An 18,140-nucleotide genomic window follows, 5' to 3' on the forward strand; every position below is an offset into this window, starting at 1 on the left:
TTTCAGTCGTTGAATTCCATGCCCATGCAGACACACCAGTCTCGAAGAGGCTGAAGCTCCGGATGCGAAAGCGCCGCGGCAAGATAGCGGAACGTCCTCGGCATATGTTTCATATAACCGGGTTTTTGATCCCGTTCCAACAGCCTCACCCAGATACCGGCAAGCTTGCAGTTACGCTGCGCCGACATGATGGCGAAAGCCTTGAGGAAAGCGGCCTCATCGAATGAAGGTGTGTTTCTTCTGCTGTCGAGATAATGCGAGAGCAGACGCGCCTGCAGCTCGGGTTCGATGGTAACCCGGGCATCCTGCACGATGGAGGCGAGATCATAAGCGGTGGGGCCGATCATCGCGTCCTGAAAATCGATCAGGCCGACCTGCCGAATACCGCTATTCTGCGCCTGCCAGAGAAGGTTGGGTGAATGGAAATCGCGCAGCAGAAGCCCTGTTTCACAATCAGCGAGCGAGTCGATCAGGCTATCCCACAGGGCGTAATAGTCACTCTTCTCGCTATCGGTGAGCGGCTTGCCGCGTTTGTGGGGAAGATACCATTCCGCCAGCAAAGAGACTTCGATCTTCATCGCCTGCCGATCGAAGGGGGGAACCTCATAGGCGCTGCCGTCAATCACCGGCAACAGGTCGGGTCGCGGGGTCTGATGAAGGGCTGCGAGGCAGGCAACGCTCTGGAGATAACGTTCTTCTATCGGCGTTCCCTTGGGCGCAAGCACCCCGTCGCGCCCCAGATCCTCCAGCAGGAGAATGCCCTGATCGATATCCGCTGCCAGAAGCTCTGGCGCGCAAAAGCCGCTGTTTCGCAGATACTCGCCGATCGCCACGAAAGAACGCGCATCCTGGGCAAGATGGGCGATTTCCGCATAGGTCTTGCCATCCGCAATGATCGCGCCTCTCAAGGGGCGTCGCCAGTCCATCAGGATAAGGTCCGGGCCATCGGCGGAAATGGTCTCATAGGCACGCGTTGAGGCGTCACCACTCAGGAAACGGCGGGTCGCATCGCCCCTGCCATTTTTCGCGAGGAATTCGCGAATGGCGAAAACACGCTGAAGCCGCGCTTTCAGTTTTGCCGGAGCTTCGATGGCGGCCAGCCGTCCTTCGCCGGAATGCGTCAGCCGAAGCGTGACGGTCTGTTCCGGCGGCAGAACCTCGGCGGCGATATCCGGCCATTCGATCAGGCAGACGCCGTCCTCCAGCATCTCGTCGATGCCGAGCTCGTACAGTTCGGAGACATCAGAAAGCCGGTAAAGATCGAGATGGGCAACCGGAATGCGAGTGGAATAGGTCTGGATGATCGTGAAGGTGGGACTTGGAACTTCGAGATCCGGCTCATCCGCCATCGCCCGGATGAAGGCGCGGGCGAGTGTCGATTTACCGGCGCCGAGATCGCCGATCAGCGCCAGGCAATCGCCGGGTTTCAATGCCAGCGCAAGGTCTTCACCGAGCCTGATGGTATCTTTTTCTCCCTCAAGGGAAATAGTGATCGGCAAGATGTCTTGGCTCATTCTGCGGCGATGGAATGCGGGCGGGTGCCGGAAGGAATGCGGCAGGTGACGATGGTGCCATTGCCGGGGCGGCTATCGATGCTGACCGTGCCATGATGGAGGCTGACAAAGCTTTCGACAATGGAAAGGCCAAGCCCTGCGCCAGTCCGCCGACCGCCATTGCCGCGTGTCGCGAAGCGGTCGAAGACGGTTTTCAGCATGTCTTCCGGAATGCCCGGGCCCTTATCTGCCACCGAGAACAGGAAGTCGCCCTCGCTACGCTGGCACGACAGTTCAACGGCGGAACCTTCCGGGGCGAAGTTGATCGCATTGGTAAGCAGCTTGATGAGGATCTGCTTCAGACGCTGATGATCGGCGACCAGGCTGCCAAGATGGGTCGGCGCGACGATTTCAAGCGAAATACCGCTCTCCTGCAGGCGATCTGCGATCTGCACAGAAACGTCTTCGAGCAATTCGTTCAAATCATTGTCTGAATAATTCAGCTGCATGATGCCGGCATCGACGGTCGCAAGATCGAGAATATCGTTGACGATGGTCAAAAGCACCGAGGACGACGTGGAAATATGATCGAGATATTCCGCCTGCCGGTCCGTCAACTGGCCGATGCCGGGCGTCTTCAAAAGGTCGGTAAAACCGATAATATTCGTCAGCGGCGAACGCAATTCATAGGAAACATGCTGAACGAAATCATTCTTCAGCTCGTCGGCCTTCAGAAGTGCATCGTTCTTTTCCTTGAGCGCCCTTTCGGCCCGCACGCTGTCGGTCATGTTGACGAAGGTCAGCATGGTCTGCGCATCCGGCAGCGGAATGATAGCGAAATCAAGCACGAGACCGGAGAGCAGTTCGAGCGTTCCCTGTTTGGATGGGCGCTCATCATCAAAGCTGGTGATGAACTGGCTGAAGGCGCGCCAGCCGTCCGGCCTGTCATAGGATTGTGTGCAGGCTGTTTCGATGGCGCGGATATGGGTGCCCGTTTCCGCCTCTTCGGAGGTTACACCCCAGAGCGCCCGGAATGCCGGGTTGGAGAGGCGAATACGGCCATCCGCACCGAACACCGCCACACCTTCGGCCAGATGATCGATGGTTTCGCCCTGTACCTTCACCAGCGTGTTGTAGCGCATCTGCAGGTCGACCTGTTCGGTCAGGTTCTCAAAAACCCAGGTCGCGCCGCCCTGTGGATGGGCGGTTGCGATGACCCGCAGTGTCTGCCCATTCGGCAGGTGCCAGAGATCGGTTTTGGTATCGAGCGAACGGTAAACGGCGAGCGCCGTCTCCTTCCAGTTTTTCCAGTTCAGCTGCTCGGGCAATTTGCCGGCGGTGCGCAGCCTGTCCAGAAGCTCGGAATTGTCAGGACCGGATTCGAGGAAAACCAGATCGAGACCCCAAAGGGTCGCAAAAGCCTGATTGTAGAATTGCAGCCGCTGCCGGCCGTCGAAGATGGCAACAGGCGTTGCCAGATGATCCAGCGTTTCGGCGTGGCTTTTCAGAACCCGCTTGAGTTCTTCGCTGATGGTTTCCGCTTCGGTGGCATCGATGGCGATACCGGCCGAACCCGCCGCAGTCTTGATATCCACGACGTCGAAGAAGGTACGGTTGCCGGAAACCACAGTAGAAATGCGGTCATGATAGGGTGATTCCGGCGTCGCGGCCGCGCGTATCTTCTGCCGGGTAACCGTGTTCAACAGCTCGCGTTTTTCAAGTACGGCCTGATCGGCATCGCGTGCATCCACGGCCTGCGCATAGGCGTGGTTGACCCAGGTTAGCTCACCTTCGCCATTGCGGCGCCAGACGGGCTGTTCGATGGAATCCAGAAGGTCCTGAAACGTCGAGACCGAGGTGATCAGACGCTCGCGTTCCACCTGCAATTCTGCAAGCTCGGCGCGCAGATTATTAAGCGCGACGAAACGTGCAAATGCATTGCCGCCGGAAACCCGGCCTTGAACTTCAATGACTTCGCCGCGCTGCGTCTCGATGGTCAGATCGAAACTCTGCGCATGGCTGCGAAGTTTTTCGAGGGATTTTTCAAGCTGGCTCGCGGAGGATGGCTTCAGCCAGCGCCCGAAGGCCAGAAAATCATGATCCGCTTGCGGTGCGCCGGTCTCCACGGGCAATTGCCCCAGAAATTCGGGCCGCTTGTCAGCCCCATCCCAGATAACGATGCGCCGGCCCTTATCGGAAATCAGTGCTTCGTATTTGGCGATCTTGTGGTGGGTCTCGGCAAGCGCCTTGCGGTATTCACTGCTTTCCGACTCGATATTGCCGCGTTGGCGCACCAGCCAGACGACGGAAAACAGCGTCGCCGAAAGCATGCCGACAAAGAGCGAATAGGTGATTGTTTCGCCAGAGGAGAACAGCCGCGCACCAGTCTTGGCAACAAGGCCGTCCTGCGCCAGCGCGACACTTGCCGAACCGGCAAGAATGGTCCCCGACATCAGCACGGGAAGCCGCGAAATGCCTGTCCGGACCGCACTGATCGCCAGTCGGCAATGCGCCAGAACCTGCGCGCTCAATGCCACGCAGCCTTGCGTGTTTTCAACGCGTTGAACTGTCTGCTCGCGCAGATCCGAATTGTGAACCGTCATCCCCGGTCTGTCTCCGTCCTATGTGCCGCATCTTCGACAAGACATCCCATTTCGTCCCCGCCGCCCTTTGGCGTGTCCGAATCAAGTCCGATGACAATACCGCCTTCATAAATCTGCGGAAAGGGAGGGCGCAAAAAAGATGCCGCGCACTTTGTCAAGTGCGCGGCATCTAGATGTTGTGTAATTTCAGTGGATATTAACTATGATATTAATATCTGTAGTGTTCAGCCTTGAACGGGCCTTCCTTGGAGATGCCGATATAATCTGCCTGCAGATCGGAAAGTTCTGTTAGCCGCACACCGAGCTTCTCGAGATGAAGGCGCGCAACCTTCTCGTCGAGATGCTTCGGCAGCACGTAAACCTCGTTCTTGTATTCGCCCTGCTTGGTGAAGAGCTCGATCTGGCCAAGCACCTGGTTGGTGAAGGATGCAGACATGACGAAGGACGGGTGGCCGGTGGCATTGCCGAGGTTCAGCAGGCGGCCTTCGGACAGAAGGATGATGCGGTTGCCTTTCGGGAACTCAATCATGTCGACCTGCGGCTTGATGTTCGTCCACTTCAGGTTCCGCAGCGAGGCGACCTGAATTTCATTGTCGAAATGGCCGATATTGCCGACGATAGCCATGTCCTTCATCTCGCGCATATGCTCGATGCGGATGACGTCCTTGTTACCGGTGGTGGTGATGAAGATATCGGCGGAAGAGATGACATCGTCCAGACGAACGACTTCAAAACCGTCCATGGCAGCCTGAAGCGCGCAGATCGGGTCGATTTCGGTGACCTTCACGCGGGCACCGGCGCCCTGCAGCGAGGCGGCAGAACCCTTGCCCACATCGCCGTAACCGCAGACGACGGCGACCTTGCCGGCCATCATCACGTCGGTTGCACGACGAATGCCGTCCACCAGCGATTCCTTGCAGCCGTATTTGTTGTCGAACTTCGACTTGGTGACGCTGTCATTAACGTTGATCGCCGGGAAGGGCAGGAGGCCCTTCTTGCTGAGATCGTAAAGACGGTGAACGCCCGTCGTGGTTTCTTCGGTAACACCCTTCAGCGCGTCGCGCTGCTTGGTGAACCAGCCGGGAGAAGCCTTCAGGCGCTTGTTGATCTGCGCGAAAAGAATTTCTTCTTCTTCAGAGCCGGGATTGGACAAAACGTCTTCGCCGGCTTCGGCGCGTGCGCCAAGCAGGATGTACATGGTGGCATCGCCGCCATCGTCGAGGATCATGTTGGACAGACCGCCATCGGTCCACTGGAAGATCTTGTCGGTATATTCCCAATATTCCGTCAGGCTTTCACCCTTGACGGCGAAGACCGGAATGCCAGCCGCTGCAATGGCCGCTGCTGCATGATCCTGCGTCGAGAAGATGTTGCAGGAGGCCCAGCGAACGTCCGCGCCCAGTTCCTTCAGCGTTTCGATGAGAACGCCGGTCTGGATCGTCATGTGAAGCGAACCGGTGATGCGTGCGCCCTTCAGCGGCTTGCTTTCGCCGAACTCCTTGCGGCAGGACATCAGGCCGGGCATTTCGGTTTCGGCGATGTCCAGCTCCTTGCGGCCAAATGCGGCAAGGTTGATGTCGGCGACAATGTAGTCCTTCTCAAGGCTCATGAAGTTCTCCAGATCAGAATGCCGCGCCTGTTGGCCCGGCTTTTAAACGTAGCAGCGGTTTAGCAGGCCACAAACGATCTGGCAATGATGATATAAAGAGGTCTTTATGTCTTTATATGTTGCTGGCTCAGGCTTCTTCGCCGAAGCGGTCGGCCACCAGAGCTTCCAACGCGGCCAGCGCCTCCGACGCCTGATTGCCGCTTGCCTCGACATAGACGCTGCAGCCGGGGCTGGCCGCCAGCATCATCAGGCCCATGATGGAAGTGCCGCCGACGGTCATGCCGTCCTTGGAAACCGTGATCGTTGCGTCGAAGCCCTCGACCATCTGAACGAATTTTGCAGATGCCCGGGCATGGAGACCGCGCTTGTTGATGATCGGCAATTCCCGGGAGAGAGGCGACATGGGCTGACTTCTCACTTGCCGCTTAAAACGCGGCTGGCGACGTTGATATATTTGCGGCCGGCATCGGATGCATCCTGAAGGGCCTTGTCCATATTGTCTTCGCTGCGAACACCGGCAAGCTTGATCAGCATGGGAAGATTGACCCCGGCGATGACTTCGACATTGCCGTTATTCATGACGGAGATTGCAAGATTGGACGGTGTGCCGCCGAACATGTCCGTCAATATGATAACACCATTGCCATCATTGGCACGCGCAACGGCGTCGATGATATCCTGCCGGCGCTGATCCATGTCGTCTTCGGGACCGATACAAACCGTCTCGATCAATTTCTGGGGACCAACGACATGCTCCAACGCATGGCGAAATTCCTCAGCCAGCTTGCCATGGGTGACAAGCACTAGTCCGATCATGAAATGCTCCCTTGCACACGCACTCTCATTGCCGACTATCGCAACGCGGCAATCCTGTCCATCGGTGGGATTTCATCTTGATGAGGAAAATGCGAATCGCAAGCCTAAAATCGCCCGAATCATCGTCACTTCACATTCGTTTTAAAAAGATTCTGAGCAAGTGCAGCAAATTTTCCATAGGGCGTAAGACTTGCAAGCGGTATGCGCAGAAGTGGAAGATGCCCACCACAGGGCAGCAAAAACACTTCGTCATCTTCGGGAAGTCTGGGATTTTCCGGTGAAAGAACTGTCGTGACGGCAAAATGTAGTGGAGCGCTCGCAACGCTGCTGAGCGAAACAATGCCGCTTCCGCGCAATTCCAGCAGCCCGGCAATCGCTTGCGGCCGCTCGGCAATGATGTCTTCGCCGTCGCGATACACGAAAATCTGATCGTCCGCGATCAGCGCCGCCGGCAATCCGCAACGTTCAGCCTCGGTCAGAAAACTGAAGGCAAGCTCGCTCTTGCCGCTGCCGGATGGTCCCGTGAAGAGGATTCCCGTGTTTTGAACGATGATGGCGGTGGCATGCAGGTTGAAGCGTTCAGCGTTCATGGGTTTCGGCCGCCGGTAGCGACAGGGTGAAGCGCGCGCCTGATATCACGCCATATTTGTCGACGACATTTTCCGCCCTCAGGCTGCCGCCATGGGCTTCGGCGATCTGCCGGCTGATGGAAAGACCAAGGCCGGAATTCTGGCCGAAGCCTTCGCTCGCCGGTCTGTCCGTGTAAAACCGTTCGAAAATCCGGTCGATATCTTCGGCCTGAATGCCGGGTCCGTTATCTTCCACCTGCACGAGGCAGCGATCCTTGTGGCGGGAAAGACGCACGGTGATGCGACCACTTTCCTCTGACACGAAAGAACGGGCGTTCTCGATCAGATTGGTGACGATCTGGCTGAGGCGAAGGTCGTGGCCATTCACCACGAAGGAGGTTTTGGCTCCGGCCTTCCTGTCGGCCACATAGTCGATTGCCACGCTTTTCTTCTTGGTGCTGATCTGGCGGGATATGTCTACCAGCCCTTTCATCAGCACATCAAGGTCGAGCGGCGAGGCATCGGCGCGCGCCAGTTCGGCATCGAGCCGCGACGCATCCGAAATATCGCTGATCAGTCGGTCGAGACGCCGAACGTCATGGAAGATGATCTCGGTCAGCCGTTGCTTCGATTCTTCGGTTTTGGCGCGCGGCAGGGTTTCCACGGCGCTGCGTAGCGAGGTCAGCGGGTTCTTGAGTTCGTGGCTGACATCGGCAGCGAAGCTTTCGATCGCGTCGATACGGTCGTAAAGCGCCGTCGTCATTTCACGCAGCGCAATCGAAAGGTTGCCGATCTCATCCTGACGGGCCGAAAAATCCGGTATCTCCTCGCGGGTTCGCGCCCCGCGACGCACACGGATCGCGGCGGCCGAAAGCCGCCGCAGCGGCGTGGCGATGGTGGAGGACAGAAGCAGCGACAGAACGATATTGACGAGGGTGGCGATGCCGAAAACACGCATGATGGCCAGGCGCTCCGCATGCACGATCTTGTCGATATCGCCCGCCTGGGTGGAGAGCAGCAATACGCCAAGCACCGCCCTGAAGCGTTGCACCGGCACGGCGACCGAAACGATCAGCTCACCCTTTTCGGTGACGCGAACGACCGCGCCGCGCACGCCGGTCAACGCATTCATCACTTCCGGATAAATCGAACCGTCGCCACCAGGCGCTTCCTTGTATTGCGGCAGACTGCTTGGCTGCAGCATGCGGTTGAACATGCTGGTGAACCACTCACCCCAGGTCTGGGTTTCCGGCGTTACCGGCGGCAGATCGAAGCGCAGAACCTGTCCGCGCGAATAAAGATGGCGGGAATCGAGCAGCAGATTGGCATCGGCATCGAACAGTCGCGCGCGGGTGCGCGTCGGTGAAATCAGCCGCCGCAGCACTGGTGCCACCCGTTCGGGATTGATCGGAAAACTTAAGTCCTCGTCATTGGGAGCGGGCGTGATGCTTTGCCCCGCCTGCAATTCGAGAAGCTTTTCGGGGTTGATGGTGATCGAATTGGTATCGACCGAAGCGGAGGCCGAAATCGCGCCGGCGATGATTTCGCCCTGCGTCAGAAGGCTTTCGACGCGCGCATCGATCAGCCCCTCACGGAACTGGTTGAGATAGAGAATACCGCCGACCAGAACGACCGTCGCCGCGACATTGAAGAAAAGAATGCGGCGCGTCAGACTGGAAAACACCGCATTGCCGAAAATGCGCCGGATGATCGTCAGCGGATGGATACGATGGCGGCGTTCGCTGCCGCGTTCTTCGGCATCGTCGCTATCCGAGACGGTTTCCGGCGTTTTCTTCAGCACGTATTTAAGTCCTCGCCACCACTCTTCGGGTGGTCTCTTCCGATTTGCGTGCCGATTCAGGCCGCTTCGCGGAAGCGATATCCTACGCCATAAAGCGTTTCAATCATATCGAAGTCGCCATCGACCAGTTTGAACTTCTTGCGAAGGCGCTTGATGTGGCTGTCGATGGTGCGGTCATCCACATAAACCTGCTCGTCATAGGCGGCGTCCATCAGCGCGTCGCGGCTTTTCACCACGCCCGGCCGCTGTGCCAGCGAGTGCAGGATGAGGAATTCGGTAACGGTGAGTGTTACCGGTTCGCCCTTCCAGGTGCAGGTATGACGCTCCTGATCCATGGCGAGTTGCCCGCGCTCCAGCGTGCGGGCCTGCTGGTCCGCCGTCGGCTTTATTGCGCCGCCGGCCGCTGGCGCGGCATCGCGGCTGCTGGCGCGGCGCAGGATTGCCTTGACGCGTTCAACCAGAAGGCGCTGCGAGAAGGGTTTGGTGATGAAGTCATCCGCGCCCATTTTCAGGCCGAACAATTCATCGATCTCCTCATCCTTGGAGGTGAGGAAGATCACCGGCAGATCCGATTTCTGACGCAGGCGCCGCAAAAGCTCCATGCCGTCCATGCGGGGCATCTTAATATCGAAAATGGCGAGCTGCGGCGGACGGGCGATCAACCCGTCAAGCGCGGAGGCGCCGTCCGTATACGTTTCGACCCGGTAGCCTTCGGCTTCGAGCGCGATCGATACCGAAGTGAGAATATTCCGGTCATCGTCGACAAGCGCGATCGTCTGCATGTAGTTGGTCTCCATCGTCATTTTCTCGTAACTCCCGACATTCACCCAGCCAGGTTGTGCGCCGCGAGCCACTCTCTTGAGTATAAAGGTGGAACAAATTGTGGCAAAGGAAAACTCGCCCCAAAATCGTGCGGGTGCGGTGGCCGGATTTCGTGAAACCGCCGCAGCTGGATTTTAATGCGTCTTCAACCGATTTAAAAAGAAATAAAATCTTTTAAATCGATTAATATATTGAAATCACTAAGTTTTTTAAAGTTCGGCTCTTGCGTTTCCAAAAGCTGCCACGTATTTTCCGTGAAAATTTCAACGGCCTTATCGTCATTTACAAGGAACGCGTCATGAACGAGCTTGGGGTTCATAATCCTGCCAATGGAGTTGCGGAACTCGGACTGGGCGAGGCTTCCCGCGTCTTTTATAACCTCAACGAGAGCGAATTATACGAAGAGGCGATCCGCAACGGCGAGGCCGAACTGACAATCGATGGCGCTCTTCGCGCCGTCACCGGCCAGCACACCGGCCGTTCGCCGAAGGACAAATTCGTTGTGCGCGACGCTTCCACCGAGAACACCATCTGGTGGGATAACAACAAGCCGCTGTCGCCGGAAAACTTCGAACTGCTGCATAAAGACATGCTGGCCCACGCCGCCGGCAAGACCCTCTATGTTCAGGATTTGATCGGCGGCGCCGATGAGGAAAATGCGTTGCCGACACGCGTCGTCACCGAGCTTGCCTGGCATTCGCTGTTCATCCGCAATCTGCTGATCCGTCCGACGCAGGAAAAACTGGCGGGCTTCAGGCAGAAGCTCACCATCATCAACTTGCCGAGCTTCAAGGCTGATCCCGCCCGTCACGGTGTGCGTTCGGAAACCGTCATCGCCTGCGACCTTACCAACGGTCTCGTCCTCATTGGCGGCACGTCCTATGCCGGTGAAAACAAGAAGTCGGTCTTCACAGTGCTGAACTACCTTCTGCCGGCCAAGGGTGTGATGCCGATGCATTGCTCGGCCAATGTCGGTCCTGAGGGTGATTCCGCCGTGTTCTTCGGTCTCTCCGGCACTGGCAAGACCACGCTTTCGGCAGATCCGTCACGCACGTTGATCGGTGATGACGAACATGGCTGGGGCGAACATGGCATCTTCAATTTCGAAGGTGGCTGCTATGCCAAGGCGATCAAGCTTTCGTCCGAGGCAGAGCCGGAAATCTACGCCGCTACCAATCGTTTCGGCACGGTTCTCGAAAATGTCGTGCTGGACGAAAACCGCGTTCCCGATTTCAACGACAACTCGCTGACGGAAAACACCCGCAGCGCCTATCCGCTGCACTTCATTCCGAATGCATCGGAAACGGGCATTGCCGGCCATCCGAAGACGATCATCATGCTGACGGCGGATGCCTTCGGTGTGCTGCCGCCAATCGCGCGGCTGACGCCGGAACAGGCCATGTACCACTTCCTGTCCGGTTACACCGCAAAGGTCGCCGGCACGGAAAAGGGCGTGACCGAACCGGAAGCCACCTTCTCCACCTGCTTCGGTGCACCCTTCATGCCACGCCACCCGGCGGAATATGGCAACCTGCTGCGTGAACTGATCGGCAAGCACGGCGTTGATTGCTGGCTGGTCAACACCGGCTGGACTGGCGGCGCCTACGGCATCGGCAAGCGCATGCCCATCAAGGCGACACGCGCGCTTCTGACGGCTGCGCTCACCGGCGAGCTGAAGGATGCACAATTCCGCACCGATGCGAATTTCGGCTTCGCGGTGCCGCTGTCGCTTGATGGCGTGGATAGTGCAATTCTCGATCCGCGTTCAACCTGGGCCGATGGCGCAGCTTACGACGCGCAGGCTAAGAAGCTGGTCTCGATGTTCGTCACGAACTTCACTAAGTTCGAAGATCACGTCGACAGCAAGGTTCGCGACGCAGCCCCGGGCCTTCTGCTCGCGGCTGAATAATAAAGCCTCATTTGTGAGGAGGAGGGGACCCGGCCTTGTGCCGGGTTTCTTTTTGCCGGTCTCTTGATTCTGCCACTGTTTTCATTTCACGCGTTCTGTGGCATCACCGGCGCGGAGAAAGATCATGGCCAGCGACCCGCTTTACATCAGTAACCGTATCACTATCGCCGGCTGGGAGCTGACGGAGCAATTCGTGCTGGCCGGTGGGCCGGGCGGCCAGAACGTCAACAAGGTCTCGACGGCGGTTCAGCTGTTTTTCGACATCGCCAATTCACCCTCCCTGTCGGATCGGGTGAAGGTGAATGCCCTGCGCCTGGGGGGCCGACGTGTTTCGAAAGATGGCGTGCTGATGATCGAGGCAAGCCGGTTTCGTAGCCAGGAGCGCAATCGCGAAGATGCGCGTGAGCGGCTGAAGGAGCTGATCCTCGAAGCCGCCGCCCCGCCGCCGCCAGTGCGCAAGGCCACCAAACCCACCAAGGGCTCAGTCGAGCGCCGCCTGAAGGCAAAATCCGGCCGTTCCGATGTCAAGAAAATGCGCGGTAAGCCCTCGGGGGACTAGATGGCAATCCTGCGCGAAATCTTTCGCCCTTGTCATAGAGCTTCAAATATCGTCTGGTAATCCTCCCTACAACCAAGGAGGGTGCTATGGGTCTGTTCAATTTCATAAAGGAAGCGGGAAAAAAGCTTGGTATCGGCGGCGATGACGCACCTGATGTCGATGCGGTCAAAAAGGAACTCGCTTCCCACGATCTCGGCACGGACAAGGTTCAGGTCGAGGTGGTGGACGACAAGGTTGTTCTGAAGGGCGAAGTGGCCGATCAGTCTGTTTTCGAAAAGGCGGTCATTGCAGTCGGCAATACGCTCGGCATTTCCAAGGTCGAGGCCGGCGAGCTGAAAGTGGCCGAAGCCCCGGCAAAAGAACCCGTCTTCTACACGGTGAAGAAGGGCGACAATCTCTGGAAGATTGCCGAAGCCCAGTACGGCAAGGCAAATGGCGCGAAGAACAACATTATCTTCGAAGCCAACAAGCCGATGCTGACCCATCCCGACAAGATCTATCCCGGCCAGGTTCTGCGTATTCCCGACCTCGCATAATAACCGGTTTAGCCGCTGGAGATGCCGCCTATGCGCGGCATCTTTACAGTTTGCGAAGTGCCACCGTATCGATCAGGTGGTTCTTTCCCTTTCGCAGAATAAGGTCCGCACGCGGGCGCGTCGGAACGATGTTCTGGCGCAGGTTCTTCAGGTTGATGTTCTGCCAGAGACCCTCGGCAATGCTGAGCGCCGCTTCTTCACTGATCGACGCATAACGGTTGAAGAATGAATTGGGATCGCGGAAAGCCGTGTTTCTCAGATTCATGAACCGGTTCACATACCAGTTGTGAATGAAATCTTCGTCGGCATCGATATAGATCGAGAAATCGAAGAAGTCGGAAACGATGGGCACGATCCGCCCGCCCGCCGGCAGGTCCCGCGATTGCAGCACATTGATGCCTTCGAAAATAAGGATATCCGGCTGGTCAATGACGGTGAATTCGTTCGGCAGCACGTCATAGGTCAGGTGCGAATAACGCGGCGCCTTCACATTCGGCTGGCCCGCCTTGATGGCCGACAGGAAACGTAACAGCGCGCCGATATCGTAGCTTTCCGGAAAGCCCTTGCGCTCCATAAGGTTTTCACGCCGCAGCACCTCATTCGGATAGAGAAATCCGTCTGTGGTGATGAGATCGACCTTCGGGCTGGAGGGCCAGCGCGCCAGAAGCTCTTTCAGGATACGCGCCGTCGTTGATTTTCCAACCGCGACTGAACCGGCAATACCGATGACGAATGGCGTCTTGTTGACATCCCCCATGTTGAGAAAGCGGTTGCGCTGCTCGAAAAGCAGTTGCGATGCTTCCACATGCGAAGATAGCAGGCGCGACAGCGACAGATAGATGCGCCGCACTTCGTCCAGATCGATCGGATCATCAAGCGAGCGCAGCCGTTTGACCTCGTCGGCGGAAAGCGTCAGTGGCGTATCGGCGCGAAATTTCGCCCATTCTTCCGAACTGAAGAAGTGGTAGGGCGAATATTCATCGGGCCGGAAATGATCGATTGTGCTCGGCATGCCTCTCTCCCCACTGCCTGCCGTGACATTCATGATTTGGGCCTCGCCGCTTTTTCCGCAAGGCCGGTCTGGCCCGTCCGGCGCTCCAGCTCAGCAAAAACGTCGCTCAAAGGAATGTCGGCGATCTTCAGTACCACCAGCAGATGGTAAAGCAGGTCAGCGGCTTCATTCTTCAGCCCGTCGCGGTCTTTCGCGATGGCAGCGATGACAGCTTCCACTGCCTCTTCACCGAGTTTTTTAGCCGCCCGTTCCTGCCCGGCCGCGACAAGTTTGGCCGTCCAGGATTCGTCAGGAGATGCAGCGGCGCGGGTTGCGACGATGCGTTCCAGATCGGAAATGGAAAATGCGCTCATGAGATGTTCCTGCAATCAGTCGAGACGCATGGCGATGCCATGCTCGGCCATGTAGCTCTTGGCTTGCCCGATCGAATAGGTGCCGAAGTGGAAGATAGAGGCGGCGAGCACCGCCGTCGCGTGACCATCACGAACGCCTGCCACCAGATCATCCAGCGTGCCGACACCTCCCGAGGCGATGACGGGGACACGAACCTGATCGGCAATGCTGCGCGTCAAGCCGATATCATAGCCGCTCTTGGTGCCATCGCGATCCATCGAGGTAACGAGCAATTCACCTGCGCCGCGCTCCACCATCTTGATGGCAAACTCCACGGCGTCGATCCCGGTTGGCTGGCGTCCGCCATGGGTGAAGATTTCCCAACGGTCGGCTTCTCCGTCCTTGGAAACCCGCTTGGCATCGATGGAAACGACGATGCACTGGTTGCCAAACTTGTCGGCGGCCTGCGCCACGAAATCCGGATCCTTGACCGCTGCGGAATTGATCGAGACCTTGTCGGCGCCGCATAGAAGCAGCTTGCGAATATCCGCAACGCTGCGAACCCCACCACCAACCGTTACCGGCATGAAACAATGATCGGCCGTGCGCGAAACCACCTCGAAGATCGTGTCGCGATTATCCGAGGAGGCGGTAATATCGAGAAAGCAGAGTTCATCGGCTCCCGCTGCATCATAGGCTTTCGCCGCCTCGACGGGATCGCCGGCATCGATCAGGTCGACGAAGTTGACGCCCTTGACCACGCGGCCGTCCTTTACATCGAGGCAGGGAATAATACGGGCTTTGAGGGTCATGCGCTTACTTCCTTCGCAGCCTTGATGAGGGCAAGCGCCTCCGAGGGGTCGATACGTCCATCATAAAGCGCGCGGCCTGAAATCGCGCCTTCGAGCTTTGTTGCATCCGGCTGCAGCATGCGCTTGATATCATCGATGGAGGCAAGGCCGCCGGAGGCGATGACCGGGATGGAGACGGCATCCGCCAATTCCAGTGTCGAGGCCCAGTTGATGCCGGCAAGAATGCCGTCGCGATCGATATCCGTATAGATGATGGCGGCGACACCGGCACCCTCGAAGCGCTTGGCAAGTTCGATGACGCCGAGTTCGGAAGCTTCCGCCCAGCCTTCAACGGCAACCTTGCCGCCCTTGGCATCGATCCCGACGGCGACCTGGCCGGGGAAACGCTTGCAGGCTTCAATGACGAGAACCGGATCGCGCACCGCGACCGTGCCAAGGATGACACGGGCAAGCCCGCGGCTCAGCCACGCTTCAATGTGATCAAGCGTGCGGATGCCGCCGCCAAGCTGCACCGGGTTTTTCGTGGCTTTCAGAATGGCATCGACCGCCTCGCCATTCACGGTCTGGCCGGCAAAGGCACCGTTGAGATCGACGACATGCAGCCATTCGAAGCCTTGGTCTTCGAAGGCCTTGGCCTGTGCACCGGGATCCTCGTTGTAAACGGTGGCCTGGTCCATATCGCCGAGTTTCAGGCGAACGCACTGGCCGTCTTTAAGGTCGATTGCGGGAAAAAGAATCATGTCAGGGTTTCCAGCGCAGGAAATTGGAAATCAGGGCAAGGCCGAGCGTCTGGCTTTTTTCCGGGTGGAACTGCGCCCCCGCCATATTGTCACGAGCGACGAAAGCCGTCATCGCGCCACCATAATTGGTGGTGGCGATGACATCCGTCGAATGCTTGGCCGCCAGATGATAGGAATGCACGAAATAGGCGTGCAGCCCGTCCGCGCCGGTCTTGATGCCGTCAAACAGCGGGTGGGCGTGGCGGATTTCCAGCGTGTTCCAGCCGATCTGCGGGATTTTGAGGCTGGTATCGGAGGGCGTCATTTCCACGACGTCGCCCTCAATCCAGCCAAGCCCGGTGCTGACCGTCTTTTCCAACCCGCGCGACGACATCAGCTGCATGCCGACGCAGATGCCGAGGAAGGGGTGGGCTTTTTTCTCGACGGCTTCGACAAGCGCCTCATGCATGCCGGGAACGGCATCAAGACCGGCGCGGCAATCCGCATAGGCGCCGACACCAGGCAGGACGATGCGGTCCGCCGTAGCGACGTGATCCGGCCTGTCGGTCAGATCGATGGTGGCATTGATGCCGGCCTCACGGGCGGCACGCTCGAAAGCTTTGGTGGCCGAACGCAAATTGCCCGAACCGTAGTCGATTATCGCGACACGCATGTCAGCGCCTTCCATTCAAGTCGAAAAGAAACGATCCGGCGGGATCGTTGACGAAGTTTTTGTCACCGTTCTTCTGCGGCGAAGCGGTCCAGACCGGCTGTGAAAGCTGTTCCGTCGTTTCCGTGTTTTCTGGGAGTTTGGAGAAATATATGTCTTCCGCACTCGAAAGATCAGGGGCGGAGATGATCGATATCATCTTCCAGCCTTTTCGGATCAAGTGCCGGACGAGAAAATCGCGTCCCTCCAGTGCGGTGATAAGGGAAATGGCAAAGCCGCACAGAATGCCGACCGGTTCGAATCCGGGTAACATTGATGCCTGACCGGCCAGAACGAGGGCGATAAAAACGACCACCGCCGCCAGCCACGCGCGGTTGATCGCGAGCCACAACCACGGCGCAATCAGAGCCAGCCAGACGAAACGGTCTGCAATGAAACGGGTCGTTTTGTGGTCCCTGTCCGGCCCGTTTCGGGCTTCCAGAACGAGATAGCTTGTCATGGGCTTCCTGACAGCTTTGGCGTCAGGCCAGCATACCCTTTGTGGAGGGAACGCGGCCTGCCTGCCGGGGGTCGATCTCGGTTGCCGTACGAAGAACGCGGGCAACGGCCTTGAAGCATGTTTCGGCGATGTGATGGTTGTTGGCGCCGTAATGGTTCAGGATATGCAGCGTAATACCGGCATTCTGGGCCAGCGCCTGAAAGAACTCGCGCACCAGTTCCGTGTCGAAAGTGCCGATCTTCGGTGCGGAAAAATTGACGTTCCAGACGAGAAAGGGCCGGCCTGAAATATCGACGGCAGCCTTGGTCATCGTCTCGTCCATGGCAAGATCAAGCGAGGCATAACGGGTAATGCCGCGACGGTCACCCAGCGCCTTGGCAATCGCCTGGCCGATGGCAATGCCGGTATCTTCCACGGTGTGATGGTCATCGATATGCAGGTCGCCCTTGACCTCGATGTCCATGTCGATCAGCGAATGGCGGCTCAGCTGGTCCAGCATGTGGTCGAAAAATCCCACGCCGGTGGAAATTGTCGACTTGCCGGTGCCGTCGATATCCACACGCACCGAAACCGAGGTTTCGTTGGTCTTGCGGATAATCTCGCCTTTACGTTCTGCCATTTTGGCCGCTCCGTGAAAATGTTGCCGTTCCTTATCAGCACGGGACACAAATATCCAGTTGTTCCATCGTCTTGCCCGACATGCCGAAAACGGTGCGTCACCTCGAAGATTGCAATCGCGAAAAGCAAACTTACATAGAACTCGAGAAGGGCCGCATACCGGCCCGTTAACCGCAGGCCCGACAGGGCAGACAGGTGTTTGATGACAACGATTATTACAGTCAGAAAAGGCGGCAAGGTCGTCATGGCTGGCGATGGTCAGGTAAGCCTCGGCCAGACCGTCATGAAGGGCAATGCCCGCAAGGTTCGCCGCATCGGCAAGGGTGAAGTGATTGCAGGTTTCGCCGGCGCGACCGCGGATGCCTTCACGCTGCTCGACCGTCTTGAAAAGAAACTCGAGCAATATCCCGGCCAGCTGATGCGCGCCGCAGTCGAACTCGCCAAGGATTGGCGCACCGACAAATATCTGCGCAATCTCGAAGCCATGATGCTGGTCGCTGATAAATCCACCACGCTCGCCATAACCGGCAATGGCGATGTGCTGGAGCCGGAGCACGGCGCGATCGCCATTGGTTCCGGCGGCAATTACGCCTTTGCGGCTGCCCGCGCCATGATGGACACGGACAAGTCGGCCGAAGACGTGGCGCGCCAGGCGCTCGATATCGCCGCCGATATCTGCGTTTATACCAACCATAATCTCGTCGTCGAAATGCTCGACGCCGAATAAGCGAATTTTCTCAACCATGGGTCCTGTGGGCCG

19 protein-coding genes are annotated in these 18,140 nt (G+C 57.9%); 4 read left to right on the forward strand and 15 right to left on the reverse strand.

Annotation, left to right across the window (positions count from 1 at the left end):
- Window positions 1–2 precede the first annotated feature (2 nt).
- From tsaE to chvI, 8 genes are all read right to left on the reverse strand, one after another.
- The gene (gene tsaE / locus M0412_RS18815; protein WP_142842111.1) at window positions 3–1,514 is read right to left on the reverse strand and encodes a tRNA (adenosine(37)-N6)-threonylcarbamoyltransferase complex ATPase subunit type 1 TsaE; all 1,512 of its coding nucleotides are present in this window, start codon (window positions 1,512–1,514) and stop codon (window positions 3–5) included.
- Window positions 1,511–4,096 carry a PAS domain-containing sensor histidine kinase gene (locus tag M0412_RS18820; RefSeq protein ID WP_269700755.1) on the reverse strand — a complete coding sequence of 862 codons (2,586 nt, stop codon included), beginning with the start codon at window positions 4,094–4,096 and terminating at the stop codon, window positions 1,511–1,513. Before M0412_RS18820 ends, tsaE begins: the two co-directional genes overlap by 4 nt.
- 208 nt (window positions 4,097–4,304) lie before the next feature.
- Entirely contained in the window at window positions 4,305–5,705 is a 1,401-nt protein-coding gene (gene ahcY / locus M0412_RS18825) for an adenosylhomocysteinase (protein ID WP_269700753.1), read from the reverse strand.
- A 127-nt stretch (window positions 5,706–5,832) separates the two neighbouring features.
- Entirely contained in the window at window positions 5,833–6,108 is a 276-nt protein-coding gene (locus M0412_RS18830) for an HPr family phosphocarrier protein (RefSeq protein WP_046799729.1), read from the reverse strand.
- A gap of 11 nt (window positions 6,109–6,119) precedes the next feature.
- Window positions 6,120–6,521 carry a PTS sugar transporter subunit IIA gene (locus tag M0412_RS18835; protein ID WP_003505374.1) on the reverse strand — a complete coding sequence of 134 codons (402 nt, stop codon included), beginning with the start codon at window positions 6,519–6,521 and terminating at the stop codon, window positions 6,120–6,122.
- 125 nt (window positions 6,522–6,646) lie between these two features.
- On the reverse strand, window positions 6,647–7,111 hold the full coding sequence (locus M0412_RS18840) for an HPr kinase/phosphorylase (RefSeq protein ID WP_142842108.1): 465 nt from the start codon (window positions 7,109–7,111) through the stop codon (window positions 6,647–6,649).
- Complete coding sequence (gene chvG / locus M0412_RS18845) at window positions 7,101–8,891, reverse strand: two-component system sensor histidine kinase ChvG (RefSeq protein WP_269700731.1); 1,791 nt, start codon at window positions 8,889–8,891, stop codon at window positions 7,101–7,103. The genes M0412_RS18840 and chvG overlap by 11 nt, the downstream gene beginning before the upstream one ends.
- Window positions 8,892–8,947: 56 nt before the next feature.
- The gene (gene chvI, locus M0412_RS18850; RefSeq protein WP_142842368.1) at window positions 8,948–9,673 is read right to left on the reverse strand and encodes a two-component system response regulator ChvI; all 726 of its coding nucleotides are present in this window, start codon (window positions 9,671–9,673) and stop codon (window positions 8,948–8,950) included.
- Window positions 9,674–10,011: 338 nt separating this feature from the next.
- Between chvI and M0412_RS18855 the strand changes: the two genes are divergently transcribed.
- From M0412_RS18855 to lysM, 3 genes are all read left to right on the forward strand, one after another.
- The gene (locus M0412_RS18855) at window positions 10,012–11,622 is read left to right on the forward strand and encodes a phosphoenolpyruvate carboxykinase (protein ID WP_269700729.1); all 1,611 of its coding nucleotides are present in this window, start codon (window positions 10,012–10,014) and stop codon (window positions 11,620–11,622) included.
- Window positions 11,623–11,746: 124 nt separating this feature from the next.
- Window positions 11,747–12,181, forward strand: a complete 435-nt coding sequence (arfB, locus tag M0412_RS18860; RefSeq protein WP_142842105.1) for an alternative ribosome rescue aminoacyl-tRNA hydrolase ArfB — start codon at window positions 11,747–11,749, stop codon at window positions 12,179–12,181.
- A gap of 86 nt (window positions 12,182–12,267) precedes the next feature.
- A complete protein-coding gene (gene lysM / locus M0412_RS18865) occupies window positions 12,268–12,717 on the forward strand; it encodes a peptidoglycan-binding protein LysM (RefSeq protein WP_142842104.1) in 450 nt (149 codons plus the stop codon).
- A 43-nt stretch (window positions 12,718–12,760) separates the two neighbouring features.
- Here lysM and coaA read toward each other — a convergent pair whose 3' ends face one another.
- From coaA to hisB, 7 genes are read right to left on the reverse strand one after another with little or no spacing between them, the layout of a single operon-like run.
- Complete coding sequence (coaA, locus tag M0412_RS18870) at window positions 12,761–13,762, reverse strand: type I pantothenate kinase (RefSeq protein WP_193559532.1); 1,002 nt, start codon at window positions 13,760–13,762, stop codon at window positions 12,761–12,763.
- Window positions 13,759–14,082: a phosphoribosyl-ATP diphosphatase gene (locus M0412_RS18875; protein ID WP_269700724.1), complete on the reverse strand. Its 324-nt coding sequence runs from the start codon at window positions 14,080–14,082 to the stop codon at window positions 13,759–13,761. The genes coaA and M0412_RS18875 overlap by 4 nt, the downstream gene beginning before the upstream one ends.
- Window positions 14,083–14,097: 15 nt before the next feature.
- Window positions 14,098–14,874, reverse strand: a complete 777-nt coding sequence (hisF, locus tag M0412_RS18880) for an imidazole glycerol phosphate synthase subunit HisF (RefSeq protein ID WP_269700722.1) — start codon at window positions 14,872–14,874, stop codon at window positions 14,098–14,100.
- The gene (hisA, locus tag M0412_RS18885) at window positions 14,871–15,614 is read right to left on the reverse strand and encodes a 1-(5-phosphoribosyl)-5-[(5-phosphoribosylamino)methylideneamino]imidazole-4-carboxamide isomerase (RefSeq protein ID WP_269700720.1); all 744 of its coding nucleotides are present in this window, start codon (window positions 15,612–15,614) and stop codon (window positions 14,871–14,873) included. Before hisA ends, hisF begins: the two co-directional genes overlap by 4 nt.
- Window position 15,615: 1 nt before the next feature.
- Complete coding sequence (hisH, locus tag M0412_RS18890; protein WP_269700718.1) at window positions 15,616–16,266, reverse strand: imidazole glycerol phosphate synthase subunit HisH; 651 nt, start codon at window positions 16,264–16,266, stop codon at window positions 15,616–15,618.
- 1 nt (window position 16,267) lies between these two features.
- Window positions 16,268–16,762, reverse strand: coding sequence for a DUF2628 domain-containing protein (locus tag M0412_RS18895; protein ID WP_269700716.1), 495 nt, complete (start codon window positions 16,760–16,762; stop codon window positions 16,268–16,270).
- 22 nt (window positions 16,763–16,784) lie between these two features.
- Complete coding sequence (gene hisB / locus M0412_RS18900) at window positions 16,785–17,381, reverse strand: imidazoleglycerol-phosphate dehydratase HisB (protein ID WP_269700714.1); 597 nt, start codon at window positions 17,379–17,381, stop codon at window positions 16,785–16,787.
- 201 nt (window positions 17,382–17,582) lie between these two features.
- Between hisB and hslV the strand changes: the two genes are divergently transcribed.
- Window positions 17,583–18,107: an ATP-dependent protease subunit HslV gene (hslV, locus tag M0412_RS18905; protein ID WP_142842096.1), complete on the forward strand. Its 525-nt coding sequence runs from the start codon at window positions 17,583–17,585 to the stop codon at window positions 18,105–18,107.
- Window positions 18,108–18,140 lie beyond the last annotated feature (33 nt).

It is taken from the genome of Agrobacterium sp. O3.4 (assembly GCF_041414895.1).
Lineage (GTDB): Bacteria > Pseudomonadota > Alphaproteobacteria > Rhizobiales > Rhizobiaceae > Agrobacterium > Agrobacterium cucumeris.